The organism is Virgibacillus salarius (assembly GCF_039521925.1).
Taxonomy (GTDB): Bacteria; Bacillota; Bacilli; order Bacillales; family Amphibacillaceae; genus Virgibacillus; species Virgibacillus salarius.
Window position 1 is genome coordinate 1 of sequence record NZ_BAAACY010000029.1, and the last position, 23,507, is coordinate 23,507.

General features: G+C 37.0%; 17 protein-coding genes and 1 pseudogene. 8 read left to right on the top strand and 10 right to left on the bottom strand.

Annotated features, from left to right (window positions below):
* The 4 genes from ABDZ84_RS04835 to ABDZ84_RS04850 form a co-directional block, all read right to left on the bottom strand.
* Positions 1–331: ATP-binding cassette domain-containing protein (locus ABDZ84_RS04835; protein WP_343780382.1), on the bottom strand; the 331-nt coding region annotated here is incomplete at its 3' end.
* Positions 332–349: 18 nt separating this feature from the next.
* Positions 350–1,507: an oligopeptide ABC transporter permease gene (gene opp3C / locus ABDZ84_RS04840; protein ID WP_343780384.1), complete on the bottom strand. Its 1,158-nt coding sequence runs from the start codon at positions 1,505–1,507 to the stop codon at positions 350–352.
* Between the two features lie 2 nt (positions 1,508–1,509).
* Positions 1,510–2,439 (bottom strand): oligopeptide ABC transporter permease, encoded by a 930-nt coding sequence (gene opp3b, locus ABDZ84_RS04845; protein WP_166530622.1) that lies wholly within the window; start codon positions 2,437–2,439, stop codon positions 1,510–1,512.
* A 150-nt stretch (positions 2,440–2,589) separates the two neighbouring features.
* Positions 2,590–4,284, bottom strand: coding sequence for a peptide ABC transporter substrate-binding protein (locus tag ABDZ84_RS04850; protein WP_343780387.1), 1,695 nt, complete (start codon positions 4,282–4,284; stop codon positions 2,590–2,592).
* Positions 4,285–4,558: 274 nt separating this feature from the next.
* Here ABDZ84_RS04850 and ABDZ84_RS04855 point away from each other — a divergent pair, with 274 nt between their 5' ends.
* The 3 genes from ABDZ84_RS04855 (at position 4,559) to ABDZ84_RS04865 (ending at position 7,634) form a co-directional block, all read left to right on the top strand.
* A complete protein-coding gene (locus ABDZ84_RS04855) occupies positions 4,559–4,921 on the top strand; it encodes a DUF3899 domain-containing protein (protein ID WP_026682955.1) in 363 nt (120 codons plus the stop codon).
* Between the two features lie 550 nt (positions 4,922–5,471).
* Positions 5,472–6,257: a serine hydrolase gene (locus ABDZ84_RS04860; RefSeq protein ID WP_051388466.1), complete on the top strand. Its 786-nt coding sequence runs from the start codon at positions 5,472–5,474 to the stop codon at positions 6,255–6,257.
* 84 nt (positions 6,258–6,341) lie between these two features.
* Positions 6,342–7,634 carry a hypothetical protein gene (locus ABDZ84_RS04865; protein WP_026682957.1) on the top strand — a complete coding sequence of 431 codons (1,293 nt, stop codon included), beginning with the start codon at positions 6,342–6,344 and terminating at the stop codon, positions 7,632–7,634.
* A 204-nt stretch (positions 7,635–7,838) separates the two neighbouring features.
* On the opposite strand, the gene ABDZ84_RS04870 is transcribed toward ABDZ84_RS04865, so the two are convergent.
* Positions 7,839–9,632, bottom strand: coding sequence for a M3 family oligoendopeptidase (locus ABDZ84_RS04870; RefSeq protein WP_026682958.1), 1,794 nt, complete (start codon positions 9,630–9,632; stop codon positions 7,839–7,841).
* Positions 9,633–9,898: 266 nt separating this feature from the next.
* Between ABDZ84_RS04870 and ABDZ84_RS04875 the strand changes: the two are divergent.
* Positions 9,899–10,294, top strand: a pseudogene (locus tag ABDZ84_RS04875) (helix-turn-helix domain-containing protein).
* A 136-nt stretch (positions 10,295–10,430) separates the two neighbouring features.
* Here ABDZ84_RS04875 and ABDZ84_RS04880 read toward each other — a convergent pair.
* Entirely contained in the window at positions 10,431–13,607 is a 3,177-nt protein-coding gene (locus tag ABDZ84_RS04880) for a DEAD/DEAH box helicase (protein ID WP_026682959.1), read from the bottom strand.
* 201 nt (positions 13,608–13,808) lie between these two features.
* On the opposite strand from ABDZ84_RS04880, the gene ABDZ84_RS04885 reads away from it, so the two are divergent.
* Positions 13,809–14,576: an ABC transporter ATP-binding protein gene (locus ABDZ84_RS04885; RefSeq protein ID WP_343780393.1), complete on the top strand. Its 768-nt coding sequence runs from the start codon at positions 13,809–13,811 to the stop codon at positions 14,574–14,576.
* Between the two features lie 15 nt (positions 14,577–14,591).
* The gene (locus ABDZ84_RS04890) at positions 14,592–16,448 is read left to right on the top strand and encodes an ABC transporter permease (RefSeq protein WP_121604014.1); all 1,857 of its coding nucleotides are present in this window, start codon (positions 14,592–14,594) and stop codon (positions 16,446–16,448) included.
* Between the two features lie 50 nt (positions 16,449–16,498).
* Here ABDZ84_RS04890 and ABDZ84_RS04895 read toward each other — a convergent pair whose 3' ends face one another.
* Positions 16,499–17,689: an MFS transporter gene (locus ABDZ84_RS04895; RefSeq protein ID WP_226983566.1), complete on the bottom strand. Its 1,191-nt coding sequence runs from the start codon at positions 17,687–17,689 to the stop codon at positions 16,499–16,501.
* Positions 17,690–18,009: 320 nt separating this feature from the next.
* On the opposite strand from ABDZ84_RS04895, the gene gntK reads away from it, so the two are divergent.
* Positions 18,010–19,551 (top strand): gluconokinase, encoded by a 1,542-nt coding sequence (gntK, locus tag ABDZ84_RS04900; RefSeq protein ID WP_026682963.1) that lies wholly within the window; start codon positions 18,010–18,012, stop codon positions 19,549–19,551.
* Positions 19,552–20,131: 580 nt separating this feature from the next.
* On the opposite strand, the gene ABDZ84_RS04905 is transcribed toward gntK, so the two are convergent.
* The 3 genes from ABDZ84_RS04905 to ABDZ84_RS04915 form a co-directional block, all read right to left on the bottom strand.
* Entirely contained in the window at positions 20,132–20,848 is a 717-nt protein-coding gene (locus tag ABDZ84_RS04905) for a sulfite exporter TauE/SafE family protein (RefSeq protein WP_026682964.1), read from the bottom strand.
* A 122-nt stretch (positions 20,849–20,970) separates the two neighbouring features.
* On the bottom strand, positions 20,971–21,588 hold the full coding sequence (locus ABDZ84_RS04910; protein WP_026682965.1) for a superoxide dismutase family protein: 618 nt from the start codon (positions 21,586–21,588) through the stop codon (positions 20,971–20,973).
* A gap of 435 nt (positions 21,589–22,023) precedes the next feature.
* Positions 22,024–22,530, bottom strand: a complete 507-nt coding sequence (locus tag ABDZ84_RS04915) for a DoxX family protein (RefSeq protein ID WP_034679828.1) — start codon at positions 22,528–22,530, stop codon at positions 22,024–22,026.
* A gap of 237 nt (positions 22,531–22,767) precedes the next feature.
* Between ABDZ84_RS04915 and ABDZ84_RS04920 the strand changes: the two genes are divergently transcribed.
* Positions 22,768–23,496, top strand: a complete 729-nt coding sequence (locus ABDZ84_RS04920) for a hypothetical protein (RefSeq protein WP_026682967.1) — start codon at positions 22,768–22,770, stop codon at positions 23,494–23,496.
* Positions 23,497–23,507 lie beyond the last annotated feature (11 nt).

Consider the following 23,507-nt stretch of genomic DNA (forward strand, 5'->3'; position numbering starts at 1 on the left):
CTACCTTCATCGTCGGATTTAACGATGTCATCGGATCTTGGAATACCATCGAAATATCTTTACCACGGAGCTTTTGCATCTCTTTCGTAGATTTGTTAACCAAATCCTCACCTTCAAACAAAATCTCCCCTGATTTGACAAAGCCGTGCGGCTTAGGTAAGAGCTGCATTAGCGCCATCGATGTTACCGACTTTCCTGAGCCAGATTCACCAACAATCGCTAATGTCTCCCCCTTATTCAAATCAAAGTTCACACCTCGAACAGCTTGTACTTCACCGTTGTAGGTGTTAAATGAAACTCTCAAATCCTTTACTTCTAACAATTTACTCATTTAGAAACACCTACCTTCTTATTTATGCATTTTCGGATCAAACGCATCACGTAATCCATCTCCAATTAAGTTGAATGCAATCATAATTACGGATATTAATATAGCTGGGAACACGAGTAAATATGGGTACAATCTCAGGTTCTCAAATCCAGTATTAATCAATGTCCCAAGAGACGCCTCTGGCGGAACCATCCCTAATCCAATAAAGCTTAAGAATGCTTCAAAGAAAATCGCCCCTGGAATCGTAAACATCGTATTAATGATAATAATCCCACTAATATTTGGTACTAAATGCCTGCGGATGATCGAGCTATTTGGCGTACCTAGCGTTCGTGCAGCAAGCACAAATTCCTGACTTTTCAGCTTTAACACTTCACCACGGACGATCCGGGCCATTCCAATCCAGCCCGTTATCGTCAGAGCGATAATGATCGAAAGCATTCCCGGCTGTAATACGAGAATCATTAAGACAATGACGACGAGATTTGGTATACCGACAAGAATTTCAATAATTCGCTGCATCACATTGTCGACTCTTCCGCCATAATATGCGGAAATACCACCATATGCGACACCAATTACGAGGTCAATCGCCGCCGCAACTAATGCGATAATTAAGGAAACACGCGTACCTAACCAAATCCTTGTCCATTGATCCCGACCAAGCGTGTCAGTGCCGAGCCAGAAATATTGATCAGACATATCCTTGGCTTCGTAAATATGATACGTAGCCTTTACCTCTGCAGAATCCTTACTGCCATCTCCTTCAGACAACACCTTTATATCAATAAATTCTTTATCATTATTGTATCTTTGAATTGCATTTTGCGTTGCATGTTCTACATCGTTACCCTTAAATTCATCTTTTAATGTACCGTTAAAGCCGAGCCATGAAATATTTTCTAAAACGGGTACGTGTGGTGGCATTTTAGCACGTGACAAATCTTGATCATCTAAGCCATGATCATTCATACCTGGTCCGATAATACTAAATAAACTAATCAAGCCTAAAATAATAACACAAAAAATCGCCAGTTTATTTTTGAAGAAGGTTCGGCGAGCGTCCTGCATAAAAGTTCTGCTTGGACTCGTTATTTTTTCACTTGTATCTTCTTTTCTTTCAATTGGTATTAATAATTCTTTTGGTACTTGTTGCTCGTTCTTTTTGTTATCCATTTTTAGCTCTTCCCTCCTGTCAGTCTAATTCTCGGGTCAATTAATACATAGAGGAGGTCGATGACTAGAATGATGACGACAAATAAAAAGGCAAATAAGAGGGTTGTCCCCATAATTGTTGGGTAGTCATTAACCATAATGGATGATACAAACTGCTCACCTATCCCAGGTACGGCAAAAATTTGTTCAATAACAAGCGTTCCTGTCATTAAACTCACTGCCATTGGACCAATTACGGTCACAAGTGGAATAAGTGCATTACGCATACCATGCTTGAAGATGATTCCGTATTCACTTACACCCTTCGCACGTGCGGTTGTAATAAAATTAGAACCCATTACTTCGATCATTTCCGTACGCGTAAAACGAGCGGCCGTTGCCATCGGGAATATCATCAAGGCGATCGTTGGCAATATGGTATGTTCAAACGTTCCCCATAATGCGACAGGGAACCAGCCTGTTTCCACGGCAAGGAACCATTGGAGTAGTCCCGCAAAAACAAACGAAGGTATGGAAGTACCTAATACAGCGAGAATGGTTGAGGTATAATCGAGGATACCATTATGCGAAATCGCGGCAATTAATCCAAATAAAATACCTAAAAATGTTCCCACTAGTAACGATTGTGCACCTAGCTGTGCCGACGGACCAATTCGATCCATAAGTATTTTTGTAACCGGTGTATTATCAAACGCAAAGGAGATACCTAAGTCCCCTTGCACTAAATCTTTCAAATAAGTTATGTATTGCACTGGTACAGGATCATTTAAGCCATATTTCTCAAGAACGATTTCTTTTTGTTCTTCGGTCAGTTTATCTTCTGCCTTCAACGGACTACCTGGTAGCATCTTCATTAAAAAGAAAGATACGGTCGCGATGATAAATAGCGTAATTACCATATAAAATACACGTCGTAGTATATAACGAACCATTCGTGCACCTCCTATTAAGCTGAATATTATAAAAATAGTAAATGTTATTTATTGTAAGTCTTTTTCTTGACAGGGGAAAAGAGAGTATATACCAAAGGGTCATACACTCTCTTAACCTACTAATCTTTAGCATATTAATTTAGACTACTATTATTCTTCTGATCCAACGCTAGCCCATTTGTATTCATAATCTGGACCAAATGGATTCATAAAGACACCTTTTACTTTAGGAGCAATCAGTTGTGCTCTTGCCCTTTGATATATTGGAGCAATTGCTGCATCTTCAAATAGCATCTTTTCTGCTTCAAGGAAGTTTTGGTAACGTGCTTCATTATCTTGAGCTAATTCCGTAGTTGTTTCTTCTAGTAACGCATCATAGTCAGGGTTAGAGTAGCCCATTTTATTATTACCGCCATCCGTTAACCATAGGTTAAGGAAGGTATATGGATCAAGGAAATCAGGGCTCCATCCGGCAAATTGAATATCATAATCCATATTCGTATCTAAGTCCAAACGTTGCTCAAACGGAACCTGCTTTAACGTAACTTTTAATCCAGGTAAATTTGTTTCTAGCTGATTAGCAAGGTATTCATTCATCGTTTTAGCCGTTTCCGAATCATCTGCAAGGAATTCAAGCTCGACAGAGTCTGTTCCTAGTTCTTCTAGGGCTTTTTCCCAATATTCTTTCGCTTTTTCTACATCATATGTTACTAAGTCGCCACTAGCTTCGCGGAAGTCCTCTCCACCGCCTGGCATTGGGGTAAAGTTTGCGGGTACTAGCCCGTTAGCTACGATGGAACCATTATTTAGGATTTGATCGACTAGTGCTTGCTTATCAAATGCACGACTAATCGCAGCACGGACATTTGTATTTGCTAATGCTTCATTTCTCGTTTGGTTCATCTTTAAATAAAATACTGCTGATTCTGGTGTTGCTACATAATCTTCATGTGTTGCGTACTGGTCAACTAAATCAGATGATAGTCCAGCACGATCAACTGTCCCACTCTCATATAGGTCGACACCAGTTTGTGGATCCTTCACCACTTCATACGTCATCTTATCTAGCTTAACCGTTTCCGCATCCCAATAATCTGCATTTTTCTCCAGGTTCCATGAGCTGCTTGTGCTTTCCCATTCTGTTAACTTAAATGGACCATTAGATAATAGCGTATCTGTACTTGTAGCAAACTTATCGCCTTGTTCTTCAACGAATTTTTGATTTAACGGGAGGAACGTACCAAAGGTAGTTAATGATTCAAAATAAGGTACAGGATTTTCTAGCTCTACGACAAGGGTGTAATCGCCATCCGCTTTAACACCTAAATCCTCTAAAGGAGCGTCGCCAGTGTTAACAGCTGTCGCGTTTTTAATAACGCCACCCATCATATACGGACCATATTCAGAGCCAGTGTCTGGGTCTACAGCACGCTGCCAAGCATAAACGAAATCATGTGCAGTTACAGGATCGCCATTTGACCAAACTGCATCTTCACGTAAGGTAAATGTCCATGTAAGACCGTCCTCACTCACTTTGTGCTCTGTTGCAATACCTTCAACTGGTTCTGCGTTCTCATCCAAGCGATAAAGACCTTCCATGGTTGCGCCTAGAAACTGGAAGCCATATACGTCAGTAGCCATGGATGGATCCATCGTTGGAATTGTATCTCCATTAATAAAATTAAGTACTTGTTCTACATTTTCTTCATCTTTTGCTGGTTCTTCTTCTTTCTTATCATCAGAACCAGTGCCTTCTGCTGAATCTCCGTCATCACCTGAGCATGCTACTAAAAACACACTAAGCAATAGACCAAGAGCCAATAATAGTGACCATTTTAACTTCATAGTTAAAAAGAACCCCCTTAAAGTAATAGTTTTTTGATTTTTTCGCAGATTTAATCTACTAACGAAATTATACAATCAACCCAGCTAATTTGCAAAACATTTTTTATAATAGTGTAAAAACTATCATTATTTTCATTTATTAAAAATATGTGTAAACGGCGTTGGATTAATGCTTTCGTCCTAAATACAATTCATTAAATTTTTTAAATAATGCGCTTTTTGCAACATAAAATTCTATGATATAATTAGTTCAACTTATCTAGAAGGTGACTCTATGAATAAATCAAAACATGGGCTGTATTTCCTGCTCACGATATGCTTAACACTTGTGATTTTTCTTATTTTTGCTCCATCCTATAATCTCGTGAACTTCATTAATGCACTATTCTATGTGTTTTTACTGCTTCTCGTCATTACATTGTTTATCTATACCAAAAAAGGCGGCTTCTTTGATGGTGTCACGTTTGGTTTCAGAAGATTTTTAAGTATGATGTCAAATGACTATATGGAAGAATGGAAAGAAAAGCCTGCTCCTTCTGAAAAGGTAAACCCCTCATTTTATAAGATCATGCAATTCCAAACAATTACTACCTTTGTGTTATTAGGGCTACTACTGATTATTTATTATTACATTTAGCTATAAAGAGTGTTCTTCGAAGGTAGCTCGCTCTAATATTCTTTTCTTCAAAAACGGAACTTCCCGAAAAGATATCGTTCAGATGTCGCAGCGAAACTATACAAGACTTCAGTGAAAAAGTAACCGTGTGATATCCTCACACGGGACTTGCCCATAAAGAGGGTAAGCCGTTGCCGTGGAATGAAAGATGTAACTCACATATGTGTGAAAAGAGGCAGGAACAAACGTATTTTTATCAAAAGAAGATGTATAACAACTTCGCTTTCCACGGGAACGGTCCCAGCCTGTATGTTTATTTCATACTGTTTTTTAGGTAGTTCAGTCAGCTAGATATATGTATATGTAATGCAAATATATTATTTTAGGATTGACAATTATGAGAAAATTCAATACTATATTGCTATTAGCGAAAGTTGTCGATTGTTGTTCGTTAAATATTGATGAACGCTTTATTGTATTAAAGCAAAGAAGCGATGTCAATACTTGCTTACAGTGTACGTCCAGCTTCAGAAAGTTTTCTAAGACTGATATGTAAGGTGGTCTATACGATATGAAATTTCGAGAATTGGAAAAATCCATACATCACAAATTGGAACCGGTAAGCGATCATTTTTCTGTTTATATTGAAACAGATGAAGGTACTATTTCCATTAATCCAGCTCAGTTAAGATGTGCAGCCAGTTTGGCTAAATTACCAATTTTAATTGCAGGCTTTCGTCAACTAGATAAAAACCCACATTTACAGGACAAGCTTGTTTATATAAAAAGGAAAAATATGGTTGGCGGTGCTGGAGTAATTAATTATTTATCCCATTCTCATATTTATAGTTATCGAAATTTATTGGAGCTAATGATTATTGTTTCAGATAACACAGCTGCCAATGTATTACTTGATATATTAGGTGTAGAAACAATCAATCAATTAACAAAAGATGCTGACTGCCAACAATCGATCATTCAACGTAAGTTTATGGATCTACAGGCAAAGGAAAATGGATTGGACAATTATACAAGTGCATATGATATCGCAAAATTGTTGCATCTAATTTCAGAAAATAATAAATTTTTAACAAAAGAGAGCCAGAAAATGATTTTAACTATTTTAGCTAACCAGCAATTTACCAATAAGCTCCCTAGTTATTTGCAGGCAGAGGATGAGATTCAGTTTTACCATAAAACGGGGGAGCTACAAGGAGTCACCCATGATGCTGGCATTATGAAATATCAGGATAAGACGATACATGTTGTTCTTTTATCAGAAGGAATCTCCCTTAATGCAGAAAGTGAAAGAATAATTGCAGATATCGGTCATTTATTAATTCGTTACATCAAGTAGGGAAGCTAGTTTAAATAAAAATAGGATTACATAGTAAAAAAATTTGCATTTATAATCATTTATAAGAACATGGGAGCGTTTAGAATGAAAATTAAGATTGCAGCTTTTGGTAATGAGGATGTAATGAAACGCATTATGAAGCTCGCTGATACGAAAAGCGATATCGAGCTTATGCCCTTTACCTACTCAAAGGCTGAAGATGTTACAGAATTAATTGAAAAAGCATATGTATGTGATATTTATTTATTTACGGAACAGCTCTCTTATCTATATGCAAAAGACTTGTTAGTGAAGAAGCGAATTCCAAGTATTCAAATACCGTATGATGAATATATGATTATTCACTCCTTATTCCGGTTAAACCATCTTCATAAACAAGTTATTAACCGCATTTCTCTAGATGTGTTAAGTGGGAAGCATGTCAGCAACGTACTAGCAGATATAGCCATGAAAAATAAGGATATCTATATTTTTCAGCCAAATAAACAACAACAGGTGCAATCAGATGACATTGTGTCCTTCCATCAAACGTTATGGAAGGAAGGAAAAATTGATACTGTCCTCACATCTACAAAGGAAATCGAAATAAAATTAAGACATGAAGGTATACCCGTAAGCTGTATGACAATACCTAGACTAAATATTGCATGCGCCCTCGAAGAGGCTCGAAAAATCGTGACACTTTCAGAGCCCAATACTACACAAATTGTTTCCGGATACGTACGATTAAAGCAATGGGAAGTTATTGAGCAACGAAGAGGTAGTACGGTGGCTAAGCAATCGCTACAGAAATTACATCGTTTACTCTTAACATTTGCCAAGCAAACGAACGCTTCCGTCTTTCCAAGTGATGATAACCGTTTTATTTTATTCGGTACCAAGGGAGTCATTGACCATATTCAAAATCATTATCGAGATTTTCCTTTACTGTACGATATTGAGAAAACATTGCAAACACCTGTCGATATTGGATTTGGATTGGCTTTAACCGCAAAGGAAGCAGTGGAAAATGCGAAATTAGCATTAGATGCATGCAGTACGGAAAAAGACAGTAAATGCTATATTGTTAATGAACGGCAAGATACGATTGGACCAATTGGTATTATTAAACATTTTGATACATCGAAGCTTTATCAAGCACTCATTCATAAGGCACGTTTAAATAATGAACTATCCTATAATTTTATCGATTTTATTCAATCTCGGAATAACGAACCTTTCTCTTCTCACGATATTGCATCGCATTATAAAGTTACAAAACGAAGTGCAGAGCGTACCATTAATAAACTGTTAGCTGGCGAGGTCATAAAAGTGGCGGGTGAGGAAAAGCCTTATCTAAAAGGAAGGCCGAGAAAACTATTCCGATTAAATCAGTAAACTTGATAAAGTGAATCTTCCATCCGTGGGGGCTTGTTTATCCCCACGGATGGTTAGTACCACAAGGGTATGACCTAAAGGCCCTTGAACCAATCGGACATTTACTGGCAGTTGATTTCCCTCTTACCAATTTCGGTTTCTCTTTTTTGCTTGAAGCGAGAAGCTTACTGCCAGTTATATGCGGGATAAATCTCTTCGTACCCATCATCTCATTTCCTGCCATTTTCTTTCCGATAATTTCTTATACTGTTCAATAGATTCGATTGTTGGCTGCAAGGATGCTTCCCAAAATGACAAATCTGTAATGTCCTGCTTTAGATAGTGGGCTGCCAATTGTTCAATTGTCATTTTTCCTGTGTTTTTTAAAAATGCGTCGTATTGAGCCGGAAACTGTACGGGATTTTCCTTATATTGTGCATACATTACATTGCTGAGTAGATAGCCAATGGTGTACGGAAAATTATAAAATGGCAGCTCTGTACGATAAAGGTGTGGGATGGTCATCCATAGATAAGGGTTCATGTCTTTCACCGTGTCTCCATAAACCTGTTTAAACGTGCTTGTCATTAATTCATTTATTTCATTGGGCTTCAATGGGCCAGACTTCCGTTGTTCATATAATTTCATTTCGAAATCAAACATTGCTGGAACAGTCACTTGATACTTTAGACCATTTCCAATCTTCATTTCTAGCAAGGTTAATTTTTCTTCTTCATTTGATGCGCTGTCTATTACAGCATCGAGTACTAGATTCTCAGCGAACGTTGAAGCTGTTTCCGCAATACTTGTACTTTTTTCCTGTGCAAAAGCGGGTTGATCGTTGACTAAGTAATTATGATAAGCATGCCCAAGTTCATGAGCAATCGTTACAACATCTTGATAACTGCCGGTATACGTTAAAAAAATACGACTTTCTTTAGCAATTGGTAAGTAGGCACAAAACCCACCATGCATTTTCCCCTTCCTATCCTCTGCCTCTATCCAACCATTCGCAAAAGCGTTTGCTGCAAAAGTTCCAAGTTTTTCACTAAACTTAGAGAATTGGGTAATGATCAAATCTGCCGCTTCTGCGTAAGTAATTTTATCTTTTGATGTAAAGCTTGGTACATCCGTATCATACCATGCCATTTTCTTAAGCTTCATTAACTGCGCTTTTCGTTTTAAATAAGGTTGCATGATGTAACTCTTCGCGCGTATAGCTGATAGCATGGTATGTAGCGTTTTCTCCTTCATTCTATTTTTATCCATTGCCTCTTTTAGCATATTGTCCCAGCCACGCTTTTCATACACATCTAAGCGAAATCCACTTATTCGATTAAATGTCGTGGCAAAAGAGGAGCCATTTTGTTGCAATACATCCATTAATGCTTCCGCTGTATTTTTCCTTAGCGAGCGATTGGGCGAAGCTAGATACATTAATGCTTGTCCTATCGATGCTTCCTCTACCTTTCCCTGTTTGTCGATGAGGATTTTCAATTCACCCATTAACTGTTCGTAGTAATTCTCCCAACCAATAAATCCGTTAATCGCCAATTTATTAATTAACTTTTCCATTTCAGCAGGGAGACGATCTTTGATCCCGGCTCTACGCTCTTCTAGATAAAAACGAACATCTTGAACTTCCTGTAATTGAATAAAATGATTCCATTGATCGACGGAAAAATGATCAATATGCGTGTCAATATCTACAAATAATGCTTCAAACATGGAGCGTACATGATCTATCTCATTCATTATTTTTAATATATCGGGCTCTCCCACATTAACTGCATAGAGGCAGACAATGTAATCCTCTAGCTCTCTTAGACCTTTTAGATTTTTTTGCACATCGCGTAAACAGGAAGCAAATGATAATTGATCATCCACTGTTCCAATCTTCGTATGCAGCCTATCTATCTCTCGCTTTAATTGATTCAACGTCTCATGTAATTTTTTGGAATCTTTACCGCCAGTGTATAATGTATCAAGTTCCCAATTTTCTTTTATAGTTTGTTCCACTTAGCATCCTCCCTTATGAAAAGTATAGCTTATTTTAAATTTTCCGACTCCGTCTTAAGTCGTATATTTATTACATACACAGATTTAATTTTACTTGATGTTAATTACTTTCCTATTAAATTAAATAATTCATGAAGAAAGCATTCTTACACTATGCTTAGTATGTCAGCACAAAAGATATCAAACTTATATTGTATTGAAGGGGCACTATTATAAAGAACCATGGCTTAGGACAAACTCTATTAAACTATCGTAAAAAGAATGGTATGACAATTCGTGAGTTTGCCGATGATGCAGGAATTAGCACGTCAATTATTAATCAAGTAGAAAGAGGACAAGGAAATCCTTTGCTTACTGTATTAGAGTTAATTGCAAAAGCATTAAACGTACCACTGTACGCTTTTTTTTAATGAAATTGATACAGATTCCCTTATTTCCAGAAAAAAAGATCGCGTGAACGTATATCGTGAAAATAATAACCATATTGTCTATGATGTTTTAACACCAGACCTTATGAAGGCACATATCGAACTAGAAGGGACCGAGTATTTTTTAGATGAAGGAGATGTGGTACGTACTCTACCAAATATGAAGCATCGTTTTTTGAATAAAAGTGATAACTCGAGCCTATTTTATTCGTACTTACGTCATCGTTGTTTTAAACCTCTCCTTATCATGTAAGCGTAACTCCTTAAACACGAATAGGGGGCGTTGCAAACATCGATCTAGTATCCATGTTTGCAACGCCCCGTGTTTAACTTTTTTATAAACCAAATACACTTATTACATCGTTACGTTTTATATATTTAATAGCTCCCTGACATCATCTTCACTCAAGCTGGATATCATCGTTTCTCCAGGCTGGATTACTTGATCGATTAATTCTCGTTTCTTTTGCTGCAGCTCATATATTTTCTCTTCAATAGTACCTTCCGTAATAAGCCGAATCACTTGAACTACATTTTTTTGGCCAAAACGATGAGCACGACCTGTTGCTTGGTCCTCAACTGCTGGGTTCCACCATAAGTCATATAGAATAACGGTGTCGGCACCTGTTAAATTAAGTCCCGTTCCACCGGCTTTTAACGAAATTAGAAACACGTTGTTTTCACCATTGTTAAATCGCTCACTGATCTCAACTCTTTCATGCGATGGTGTCTGACCATGTAGATAAAAATAGCCGATCCCTTCATGATCTAACTTCTTAATCAGAATTTCATGCATCGAAGTAAACTGAGAAAATATTAGCATACGCTTCCCATTTCCTAATGCATTCTTTATTGTGTCCATAAGTTGTTCTAGCTTTCCGGATTCCCCTTGATAGTTTTCTAAAAATAGAGATGGGTGACAGCAAATTTGTCTTAGTCTTGTCAAACCGGCAAGTATCTTCATACGGTTTTTTTGAAAGCCATTTTCGTTCATTGATTGTGCAGCTTCTTCTTGTAGCTGTCGATGATAGCCTACATATAAATCCTTCTGCTCCTTCGTTAATTCAGAAGTATGCACGGTTTCAATTTTATCGGGTAGCTCATTTAGCACATCCCGTTTTAGGCGTCGTAAAATAAATGGTCTTGTCATCATAGCAATTTTTTCGTAAGACAGTTGTTTAAATGTTTGATGATTCGGCATTAATCCTGGGAGAATTACTTGGAAGATAGCCCATAGCTCATCAATCGAGTTTTCAATTGGGGTCCCACTTAAGGCAAATCGTCTCCCTGCTTTAATTTGCCGAATAGCTTTCGATGTTTTCGTAGCATAATTCTTTATATATTGCGCTTCATCGAGAATCAGTGTTTGAAAAGATAATTCCTCATACAGTGCAATATCTTGCCGCAACGTTGCGTAGGAAGTAATCCAAACATCCATATTTTTTGAATCCGAAAATTTTCGTCTTCTTTCCTGGGGAGATCCAGTTAAGACAGCTACTTTTAATGTTGGTGTAAATTTTTCAAATTCTTTTTTCCAATTATATACAACAGATGAAGGTGCCACAATCAGATGAGGATCTTCACAAAGCTCTGACGCAATATATGCGATACTTTGTAATGTCTTCCCTAGACCCATGTCATCCGCTAGTATACCTCCCAAATGATAATGGCTCAATGATTTAAACCATTGATAGCCAATTTGCTGATAATTTCTAAGTGATGCCTCCAGCGTATCTGGAAGTGGGTATACTTGTTCTTCTGGAGATTTTAACTGATGTAGTAATTTACGAAATGATAGATCATAACGCTTACTCGTTTCCAGTAGCTCATCTACCTGTGTACCTTGATACACTGGCACCTTAACCTTGCCTTCATCCAGATCATTGACCTCAATATCCATCCCATCTAAGAACCGTCTAACAGATGAAAATGTGTCACTTTCCAAGGAAAGAAGTGCTCCATTATCCAAACGATAATAGCGTTTTTTTTCAATAACTGCCTCTAATATTTGATTTACCTCTGTGTCATTTATCCCCTCAATATCAAAACCGATATCAAGTAAATTTGATGCATTTTCCAATTTAACACTTGTACTTGTCATCGGTTCTTGTTCGACGATTAGATTCCGTATTTCTGAGGTTAAGTAGAGCTCCACATACTCCTTTAGTTTTGGGAGCATATAATAAATGAAATCATACATTTCCTCTTCGTTTTCCATATCGATATAGAGCTCTTTCCCATTATAGTGAAAATCAGCATGTTCTATGAGTCGCATAATTTGTTGTTCTTTTTCCACATCGCGAATAATAATGACTTCATTTTCTTCACGTCCACTAAAGGGATCAATTTGTTCTTTTCCATAATGATATTCTAATCTACCTACGACCCATGCTGCCTTCACCTCTAAATAGAGTTTTGCCTGTAATGGTACTTGAATAATATCTTTAGCTACCTTATCATCGATCGCTACCTCACCAATTTTTTTCAATGATGGAATAACAGTAGAAACAAATTCATCTGCCTGCTTCTTGGCGATTGGTAAATGAAAGCCTTCATTACGGAAATGACTAATCTGTTCAATCACTGGAACTTGATGACTTTGAAGAAAATAAAATATTCCTTCAGAAAATAGTAATTCATAGGCATCTAAGTAGATAAAATCATTCACCTTTTCCATTTCCAATTGCAAATCTTCTTGTTCACTAGCGGTTAAAGAAAATTGAAAAGGCAACGAATCCCTATTAATGGATACAGATGGATACGTGAGATCCTTTGTTTCCACAGTCAATGACTGCGCTACTAATTTTTCTAGTAACGCTTTTGCCTCTAGTGGTGGAATGATAATCGATCGTTTACTTGCTTGATCGCCTCTAAAAAAAGGATTGGTATGATAAATTCTTTCATTTTTAATGATGGCAGATAATGTCTCTAAAATCTGCCAATCCACATCTGAAAAAGTGTGTATATCTGGATTATAGGAATATTTTTTCGTCATCGGGTATTCCGACGCTTGTGAAACATGTTGGAGAAATTCACCTGCATTTTTCACAACAAAACAACGCTTCTCTCCCACTTTAAGCTCAATTTCCATTTGACTATTAAAAGCTAATTTGCAACTATACTCTACCTTAAGCATCGTTTGCTTTGGTAACGCAGTTTCCTTGTCGTTATTGTTTTGCGGAATGTTATGAAGTGCATTCATAAATTTCCGAGTCATGTTGTAATCATATGAGGAATATTTAGGGACCTGAAATTTCTCATTGTCTTTATTAACGATATGGATTAATACCGCAGCTATATGCTTACATGAACCAAATGCGTCAAATGCCGGACAATCACAATACGTATCAATGGTACCTTTAGAAAAATCCTTCATATTAATCTCGACAAAATAATTTTCCGATCCGTGTACGATGGCAGTCCATACTTGATAATTAATATCGTATAAAAGATCACTTACCTTATCTTGTAAATAGTAGTCTAATCCTCGCTTATATATAACGGAAGGAAATAATTTTTCAACATTGATGTTTCGGATACTTTTCAAAATAGCAAATACCATCCTTTACCAATTCTTATTACTATTGTATACGAGTTTTCATTGATTTTAAACTGAATCCTGCTCATAAAACAGCTTTCCCCGTCATTTACCCTTACAAAACTGTAAGCTTGCTGAAAGGAAAATCCATACCTTCTAAATCCTAATAACGGTAGACTAGCATTAGAAAATAAAGTTGGAGGTAGGATTATGAGTCAACCTGTATTACACGTAAACCATTTAAATAAAGTTTATGGGAAGAAAAATGAAAATCAATTTCACGCATTAAAAGACGTCTCTTTTGATATAGAGAGCGGTGAATTTGTTGGAATTATGGGGCCATCAGGCGCCGGAAAAACCACTCTATTAAATGTTATTTCTACATTAGATCAATCTTCTAGTGGAACCATTGAGATCGCTGGTACGAATATTACCGCTATGAAGCAAAACCAGTTGGCAGATTTTCGTTCCGAGCAGCTTGGATTTATCTTTCAAGACTTTAACCTGTTAGAAAACCTGACTGTATATGAAAACATTGCTCTACCGTTATCATTAAAAGGTATTTCCACTCGATATATTAAGCCAAGCGTGATGAACGTTGCACAAAAATTAGGTATTGAAAAGATTATCGATAAATATCCTATTACAATATCTGGAGGTCAAAAACAACGTGTTGCTGCTGCGCGAGCACTTGTACATGAGCCTGCCATGATTTTAGCAGATGAGCCAACCGGTGCCTTGGACTCTAAAAACGCAAAAAGCTTAATGGAAACATTAGTTCACTTAAATGAAAAGCTTAATACTTCAATTATGTTAGTTACACATGATCCGTTAAGTGCTAGCTATTGTCAGCGAATCTTATTCATCCAAGATGGCCAATTATATAAAGAAATCCATCGCAACACAACAAGAAATAGCTTCCATCAGGAAATCCTAGATGTACTTGCTGAGTTTGCTACATCAAATGAATTGGAATAGAAAGTAGGTGATACGATGTTAGTAAAATTAACTTTATCAAGTATGCGAAAAATGTTTAAAGATTATTTAGTATTATTGTTTGGATTAACGATATCCATTGCTATTTTTTACATGTTTCAAACGTTAGCTCAAAATAAAGCATTTGTTGAAGCAAATTCATTAATTAGTTCCATCATGTTTGTGTTTCATGTTGGTTCCTTTATTTTAGGGTTTATTACCATTTTCTATATATTCTATGCCACTTCTTTTATTCAAACATTAAGGCAAAAAGAAATGGGCATGTATATGACACTTGGAGCTAAAAAGGGTAAAATCACACAACTGATGTTTTTCGAAACATTCTTCATTGGGATTATCTCTCTTGTCGTAGGAATCATAGTCGGAGTTGGATTATCGATTGGTATTTCTGACTTGTTAATGCAACAGCTTGATTTTTCAGTAGAAGGATTTAAGGCAGTATATACTTCCTCCATCCTTACAACCGTTATCTTTTATATTATTTTATTCCTGTTGACTTCCATCGTAAATGCTTGGCAGATTGGCAGAAGAAGTGTATTACATTTACTACACGCTGGTCAGAAGCAAGATTTCGTGAAGGTAAGTGGTGTAAAAACGTTCTTTGGCGTGCTATTTGCCATTATATTAATCGGCATTGGCTATTTCGCAATGATTGAAATTGAAAAGCTACAGCAGTTAGGTGTAATTTTAGCCTCCGTTACAATTATACCAGGAACATACCTTGTTTTTATCTCGTTTTTACCCTATTTCTTGAAAAAGCTAAAGCAAAACCGACAGCTTAATGAGAAAGGAATTAATTCATTTACACTTGGACAACTTCGTTTTCGTATGCTTAACTTAACAAAGGTACTAGGAACGGTTGCCATGCTTATTGCTCTTGGATTAGGAGCCATGACAGCAGGGATCTCCTTTTATCATAATATTGAAATTCAATCTTCCATGTTCCATGCGAATGATGTCGCCATACATCAACCAACTGAGCAAGATTTAGAAGCACTCAAGTCGATGGATGTGACTGAACAGCATACGTATACGTATAAAGTAACTGATGATGGTATTTATTTTCTTAAAAATAAGCTAATCGAAGATCCACCATTGGTGCAGGCGTACAATGCACAGTTTGAGTTACCAAAAAAGCAACGTGTTGAAGATAAATTACCTGCTTCGTCTTATTCACTTCAAGAAGATGCAGGCTCTGAGGAATTACCTGAAAATTGGTGGTCAGCAATATCTACCGAAATCAATGCTAGCTACAACATGTTTGGCTCTACTTCAGTGTATGTTGTTGATCAGGCTAAGTACGACGAGATAGATGCGAACGATAATGAAGTAATTTTGGCTCGCGTCGAAGATTTTAAGGCGGACATTCCGCAGATAGAAAAAATCGATAAGGGTCAAGCTCAGATCGCAGAAAAATATCGTGGAGAACCAGTTGAAAATACCGGTAGTAAGTTCACGAACTATGTTGCATTAAAGAGTCTTGCTAGCGGAACCATTTTTATGGGAATATTCCTAGGAATAGCTTTCTTAATGATGATGGCCAGTGTTCTGATGTTTAAATTACTATCAAGCGCAGGGGCAGATATACATCGCTATAGTATGCTAAGGAAAATTGGCGTACGCAAATCATTATTGAAGAAATCTATCTACCGTGAGCTCTTCCTATTATTCCTTTTTCCAGCGTTAGTTGGCTTAGTGCATGTAATTGTGGGAATGCAAATGTTCTCGTTTATTATCATTGAGCCTTATACAAAAATTTGGATCCCAATTAGTATTTTCTTCGTAATTTACGGACTATACTATTTGATTACCGTTCATTTATATAAGCGAATTGTCCTTCCAAAGGAAAAATAGTGTTAGCAGCTAATCTAAAAACCAAGCGATAATTATCTTCGCTTGGTTTTTTACTGCCGATTATGACTACGAGCTGCCTTCCATACTAGATATATATATAAAATAATCGAAAGCGACACAGAGCCTGCAGCTGTTACATAAATGAAAGAATAATTGAATACAAAGGCAATTTGTCCAAATATAATAGCGCCTAACCCTATACCTAAATCAAAGAAAGAGAAAAATGTTGCATTTGCCATACCCTTTCGATTACCCGGCGCATTTTCAACAGCCCATGCTTGTAAGGCTGGCTGCACAGAGCCAAATCCAAGTCCATACATACCAGCTGCAATTAGCATAACTGCAGTATTTGGCAGCCAGGCTAATAAGAGCATTGCCCCAAAAATTAAAACCGTCCCTGGTAAAAAGACATAGAGATGCCCTTTTCGATCATACACTTTACCAGCAAAGGTACGAGAAATCATTAAAAAAATGGCATATACAAGAAAATAAGATTCGATTCCAGCTACACTTTTTTCTGCTGCGTGTAACGGAAGGAAAGTGGCAATTCCTCCAAACGTAAAGGTAATAAAAAATAATAACATGGAAGGCTGTATTGCAGTTTTTTCAAAGATATCGAACTTCACCGCAACTGTTTTATGTTCAGACTGGTCTACCTTTTTATACCTGATTGTACTCGATAATATAAATGCAATCAAACCACCACTAGCACAGATTAGAAATAGTTGTGGAAAGGTTATGACATCTACTAATGTCAATCCAAGTGAAGGACCAAAGGCAAGAGCAATGTTACCTGATAATCCGAAATAACCCATCCCCTCTCCACGGCGTTTAGGGGGAATAAGATCGGTGGCAATTGTTCCAGTCGCTGTGGTTGAAAATCCCCAGCCTATTCCTTGAACAATTCGCATCATAAGTAAAAAGGCGATGCTTGTAACGAAGGCGAAAGAGCCAACCGATAATACAAACACACCAAGACCGAACATATAAACAAAGCGTCTCCCTCTAGATTCCAGTGCATGACCAGCATATGGTCTCATTAAAAGTGCTGAAAATGTAAAAATACCAACAATAATGCCGATTAGCTGATCACTACCACCAAGCTCTTTCACAAATAATGGCAGGGTTGGGAGCGTCATTTGAAAACCTAGAAAAATAAAGAAATTAGCTAAACAGATTAGTATAAAGTCACGCGTCCAGATTTTTCCAGATTTATTTGTAGTAGCTTGCTGTGCATCCACAATAACCCTCCTTTTTCTTCGACACTCGAAATATATTATACAGATTTGGAGGGAGAAAGCAATGATTACAAACTATGAAGCTATTCATTTAGTTACTTGTTCTATAAGAGTGACTGTTTTTTGTTGAACAGTAAGGTGGATGAGACAACTACCAATGAAAATAAAGGGAAAATTCAATTCAGTTGGAGATGTTTATATACCGTTAATCACCAGTACAACTAGTATAGTTATGTCTTTTATTGATACAATGAAAAAAACAATATGATTATACAAGGAGGATACAATTGTATCTTCGTTATGTACTGAAAGTAGGGATATAAATGATTACATACTACCTTGGTGTCGACATAGGCACAACAAGTACAAAGGCGGTACTCTTTACAAAAGATGGAAGAATTACCTCAAATCATACGATCCATTATCCGCTACACACCCCAACTCCATTGATTGCCGAACAGAATCCATTGGAAATATTTGATGCAGTGATCCGTAGTATTCGCGAAACAATTCGAAAAAGCAACATTTCACCGATGGATGTATCATTTATTTCCTTCAGCTCAGCAATGCATAGTCTCATTGCTGTGGATAAATCGGATCAACTTTTAACCAATAGCATTACATGGGCAGATACACGAAGTACAAAGTACGCGGATCAAATAAAGGAAAATAATGGACATGCTTTATATTTACGCACGGGGACACCTATTCACCCAATGTCTCCATTGTCTAAATTAGTGTGGTTGAGGGAAGAAAAGCCAGAGATATTTAGACAGACCAAAAAATTTATTTCCATTAAAGAATATGTATTTTTTCGGTTATTTAAAACCTATGCTATTGATTATTCTATAGCTTCCGCAACGGGTTTATTGCATTTAAATAGGTTGGATTGGGATGAAGAAGCATTACGTGTAGCAGGGGTATCAACAAGTCAACTCTCTAAACTGGTTCCTACCACTGAAGTATTCACTGGCATATCCGATGAACTGAGTCATTTTATGGGAATTAAACAAACAACGAAATTTGTCATTGGCGCAAGTGATGGCGTTCTTTCTAACCTCGGAGTGGATGCAATGGAGCAAGGTGTTATTGCAGTTACAATTGGTACAAGTGGTGCCATACGGACAGTTACAAATAAACCACATACCGATGTAAAGGGTAGGACCTTTTGCTATGCATTAACAGAGAAGCATTGGATCATTGGGGGAGCTGTTAATAATGGAGGCATGATACTACGATGGCTCCGAGAGGAATTGGCTGATGCTGAGGTCGAAACAGCAAAACGCCTAGGTATTGATCCGTACGACATGCTCACTGAGATCGCCTCTAAAGTAAATCCAGGTGCGGACGGATTGCTCTTCCATCCATATATGACTGGTGAACGTGCCCCATTATGGAATGCTAATGCCCGTGGTTCTTTCTATGGGCTTAGTATCCATCATCAAAAGCAACATATGATACGAGCAGTACTAGAGGGCGTTATTTACAATCTATACAGTGTATTACTAGCATTACAGGAACATATTGGAGAACCATTAAGGATCCAAGCAACAGGTGGATTTGCTCGTTCTGAGATGTGGCGGCAGGTATTGGCAGATGTCTTTGATAAACCAGTTATCGTGCCTAAAAGTTATGAAAGCTCATGTTTAGGTGCTGTGATTCTTGGAATGTATGCCCTTGGTGAAGTTGAAGACCTGCAAAGTATTTCCGATATGATTGGCAGCACGCATACACATTATCCAGAAAAAAATTCAAGCGATATTTATCGGGAGCTACTTCCAATTTTTATTCGCTTATCAAATTTATTTGAAGATGAATACCAGTGTATAGCGGACTTTCAACGAAAGCATAGCACGAATTATTAGAGGTAAATTACTATTCGCTGATATCTAAGTGTCATTCAATTTAATCAACGATATTAGATACGAGCAGGAAAAGATTATGCAAAATGTATGACGTAATTAAAAGAAGTAACAGCTTTTGAGTTGAACTTTCAAAAGATCGTCTCGAATTTCAAGTGCTTATTCCGCTTCCCGGTATTGGAGAAATTACAGTCGTCAGAGAGTTCGCCGATAGTCGTCGTTTTAAAAGCCATAAAGTGAAACTTAAGCCGTGGGGGGTTTTGTTATTCTTCATGGATTGGTAGTACCACAAGGGTATGACCAAAAGGCATTTAAACAAATCGGACATTTACTGGCAGTCGACCACGCTTATCCATATTGGGTTCTCTTTATTACTGGAGGTGGGAGCTTACTGCCAGTTATATGCGAGATAATCTTTTTAGAATAAATAATTTACCACCTGAAAATATGAGAGACTCCTTAAAAAAGAAGAACACTTTTTCAAAGAACCTATGTAATTATCGAAGATGCATGGCTCGTCTTTGTAACGGAACGTTTTAATTATATGATAACTTCTTGTTGACTAGTTAACACTCACAACGATTTATAATTGTTCGATTAATAAATATATTCCTGTAAACAACAATAGCCCATATGTTAACTTTTGGAATAATGCTTGATTAATCCTTTTAAAAAGAATTTGACCAGTAATTAGCCCTATTACCACGAGCGGAAGTGACCACGCACTTGCTATCCAAATTTGCTTTGACGTTCCAGCAGCAACAACCTGTATAATTAAGCTAATCATGTAAATAAATAGGTAAAATGCTAGCGTTGTTGCCCGCAGCGTCTCCTTCGATGTATTCGTACTCGAAAAATATAATAAAATGGGGGGGCCTGGCATACCAATACTTGTTGTAAACGCTCCGGAAAATCCGCCAGCTATATAATCGCGATGATTTGTTTGTTTCAGACGAAATCGCATCATTAATAATATGGTTAAGAGTAATATAGTTACACTAATTATAAGCGTCAAGACCTCCACATCAATTAGCAGAAAAATTACTGTACCAACAGGTAAACCAAACACACTTCCCCATCCAAATCTTTTTACAATACCTAAATCTACATCGTGTCTAATTTTATAGATTAGTGCACATGAGATAATTAATGAAATAACTAAGTTTATTTGGATTGCTTCTCTAGGTTCAAAGATTAATAACAAAAGAGGTGTAGCAATAATAGAAAAGCCAAATCCGGTACTCGTTTGCAATATAGAAGCAACTAATATAATGAAGGAAAAAAGAAAAATGGATTCCATATACTCACCTACAGCATGGTAAATTTTAGATAACCTTATTATATCAAAGAACGCTGAAAGAATATGAATGATTGCTTGTGCCATGAAAAATGCCCGAGCTATCTCGCTCGGGCACATTGGATCTATTCAGCTATTACACCACAGGCTATACGGTCTCCTGCATCTCCTGATGGCTGAGATATATAATCATCTGCACCAGCATGGATTACTAAAGCTGTTCCTCCCTCTTTATAAAGCGAATTATCTTTCCCTTTTTTCAGCGTAACCAATTCGGCTGTTGTTTCTGTGTTTACGGTACCATCTTCCCCAACTTCAATATTCGGTAGATCGCCTGCATGAGGACCTTCTGGGTGCTTCTTTCCATGCTTAGTTTGACCAGGATTAAAATGTCCCCCTGCCGACTTAAAATCTGGCGGTTGACAGGATCCTGTTTCATGAATATGAAAGCCATGTGTTCCAGGTGGTAAGTTTTCTCCGTTAAGTTTTATATGAACACCCGATTTCACTTGCTTTAGTGTCGCTGTTGCAACAACATGATCATCTTTATCTTTTAATGAAACGAGAACCTCTTCCTCTGCAGTTGCATTATCTGGATTCCCTACAGTTGGACTATCTTCATTTTGTTGATCTTGTTCATTATTTTTATCGACGTTACCTTGCTGCTCCTCATTATTTGGATTACACGCTGCTAGAAGTAGTAATACCAATCCGAAAATTAGTATAGCATACGACCTTTTCATACCATTACGCTCCCTTCGAGGATGTTTAGTATCATCATTCACTTTTGTTAGACTCCTTAAACATCAGAGTAGCGTAAATTGATGAAAACAATAGGTATACTACTGATAATAGCCCCTTTATTACTTTTAAATGACGTATGTCCTAGCAATAAAATCGTGTATAGCTAAGTTATCCACCCTCACTCCCACCATAAGGACGCTGACAATTATACCAATATATACCATAATTAAGAACATATACGAGACTCGCAATTATAACACGAAGAAGGGTGGTTATAATCGTGTTAGGGGCACATTTTATTATTTCCTGGACAAACATAAAGGTGAGCTGCCCTTTAAAGACAGCTCACTTACGATTGTCATTTTTTATATTATTAACCACTTCATATCTAACATCTATTTGCTAAGAAGCTTAACTATCAAATCGGTTAAATACTATGCCACTTTCATGTTTGTTTTTTTGCCAGTTGGTTTATGATCTTTCAAAAATGGGATAACCCAGCGATCCAATCCATATCTGCCAGCGTTATAACCAGCTACAAGTAAGAATGTCGTTAGTAATACCATTTGCGCATTTGTGCTGACTGTTCCGCTAAATAAGAAGGCAAAATTCATTGTTATTCCCATTAAAGCAGCGAAGTTGGTGAAAATTCCTAATATCAATGCAATACCTACTAATAATTCTCCCCACATCACAAGAAATGTGAATAGTTCTGCATTTGGAAGTGCAACTTTTTCTAGAAATACAGCCCACCAACCCTGAACTGCAGGGTGTTCACCACCTGCACTTGCTATTGCACCTTGTAAAAATCCACTAGCATCAAACCCACCGCCAGTTATTTTTCCATATCCGGCAGTTAGCCATTCATAGCCAATATAAATACGTATGATTGCCAATATTCCTGCTGCTACTTTATGATTGCGAATAAAATTCATGATCATTACTTTCATCTCCTTTTAAATGCTCACTATTTCACAAGAACTTGTGTATTTCTTACTACACCTATAGTTTACCATGATTCATCTAAATTCAAATCACTTTGCTCACTATTTCACATTTAGTTCATAACTTTATTACCATTTCATGTAGGATGGAAATTTATCCTTGACATCCTACCATAATCCTATATACTGTATATAAACACATATACAGTATAACAGTGTGAGGAGGATTTACTTATGAAAGAATGGAAGCAAGCTTATCAAGTAGCAAAACTAGAATTAACTCATTCGATAAAAGGCTTTTTCTTTTATTTTATCTTTTTAATGTTTATCTTATCCTTTCTTGCCACATCTCTAGAATCTTACATAGATAATGACTTTATGGGATATGATTTCTTCTTCATTTTCCTTTTTTTCATGGGGGGGTTTTGGGCAAAACCAAAGGTGTTTCAAAGTCAAAAGCAGTCTTTAGATTTTTTAGCTTCACCTACCTTAATCATGCAACTCCAATTACCTATTAAGCAGGATGTGCTTATTAAGAGTAGATTTATAATCTATTTTTGTTATTCACTACCTTGGCAAGTTATCTTTTTGATACTGTTTTATTATGTATCCCCTATAAACGAAATGCTATCTATCAGCGCATATATTGCTTTCTCTGTCATTTGGTTGTCGACAGCTGTTTATGTTGGAACGTTATTTCCAATGAGTGATGCAGGAGAAAGAGGCTTTGCTGCAACAACGATTGGTACCATTATTATTGCTATCATGGTGTTATTTTTGATGTTCATTGCTTTTCTAGGTATCTATTTTTTTACTGATCATGGCTTCGTATATTGGTCTATCGTTATTGCCAAAAAATGGCCTTTCCTTGCATCCATACTGTCTATCGGATTGGCTGGAGCTGCTCTTCAAGCTCATCAAATTTATATGAAAAAGATAATGAATAAACTGGATTATATATAAAATTGGAGAGG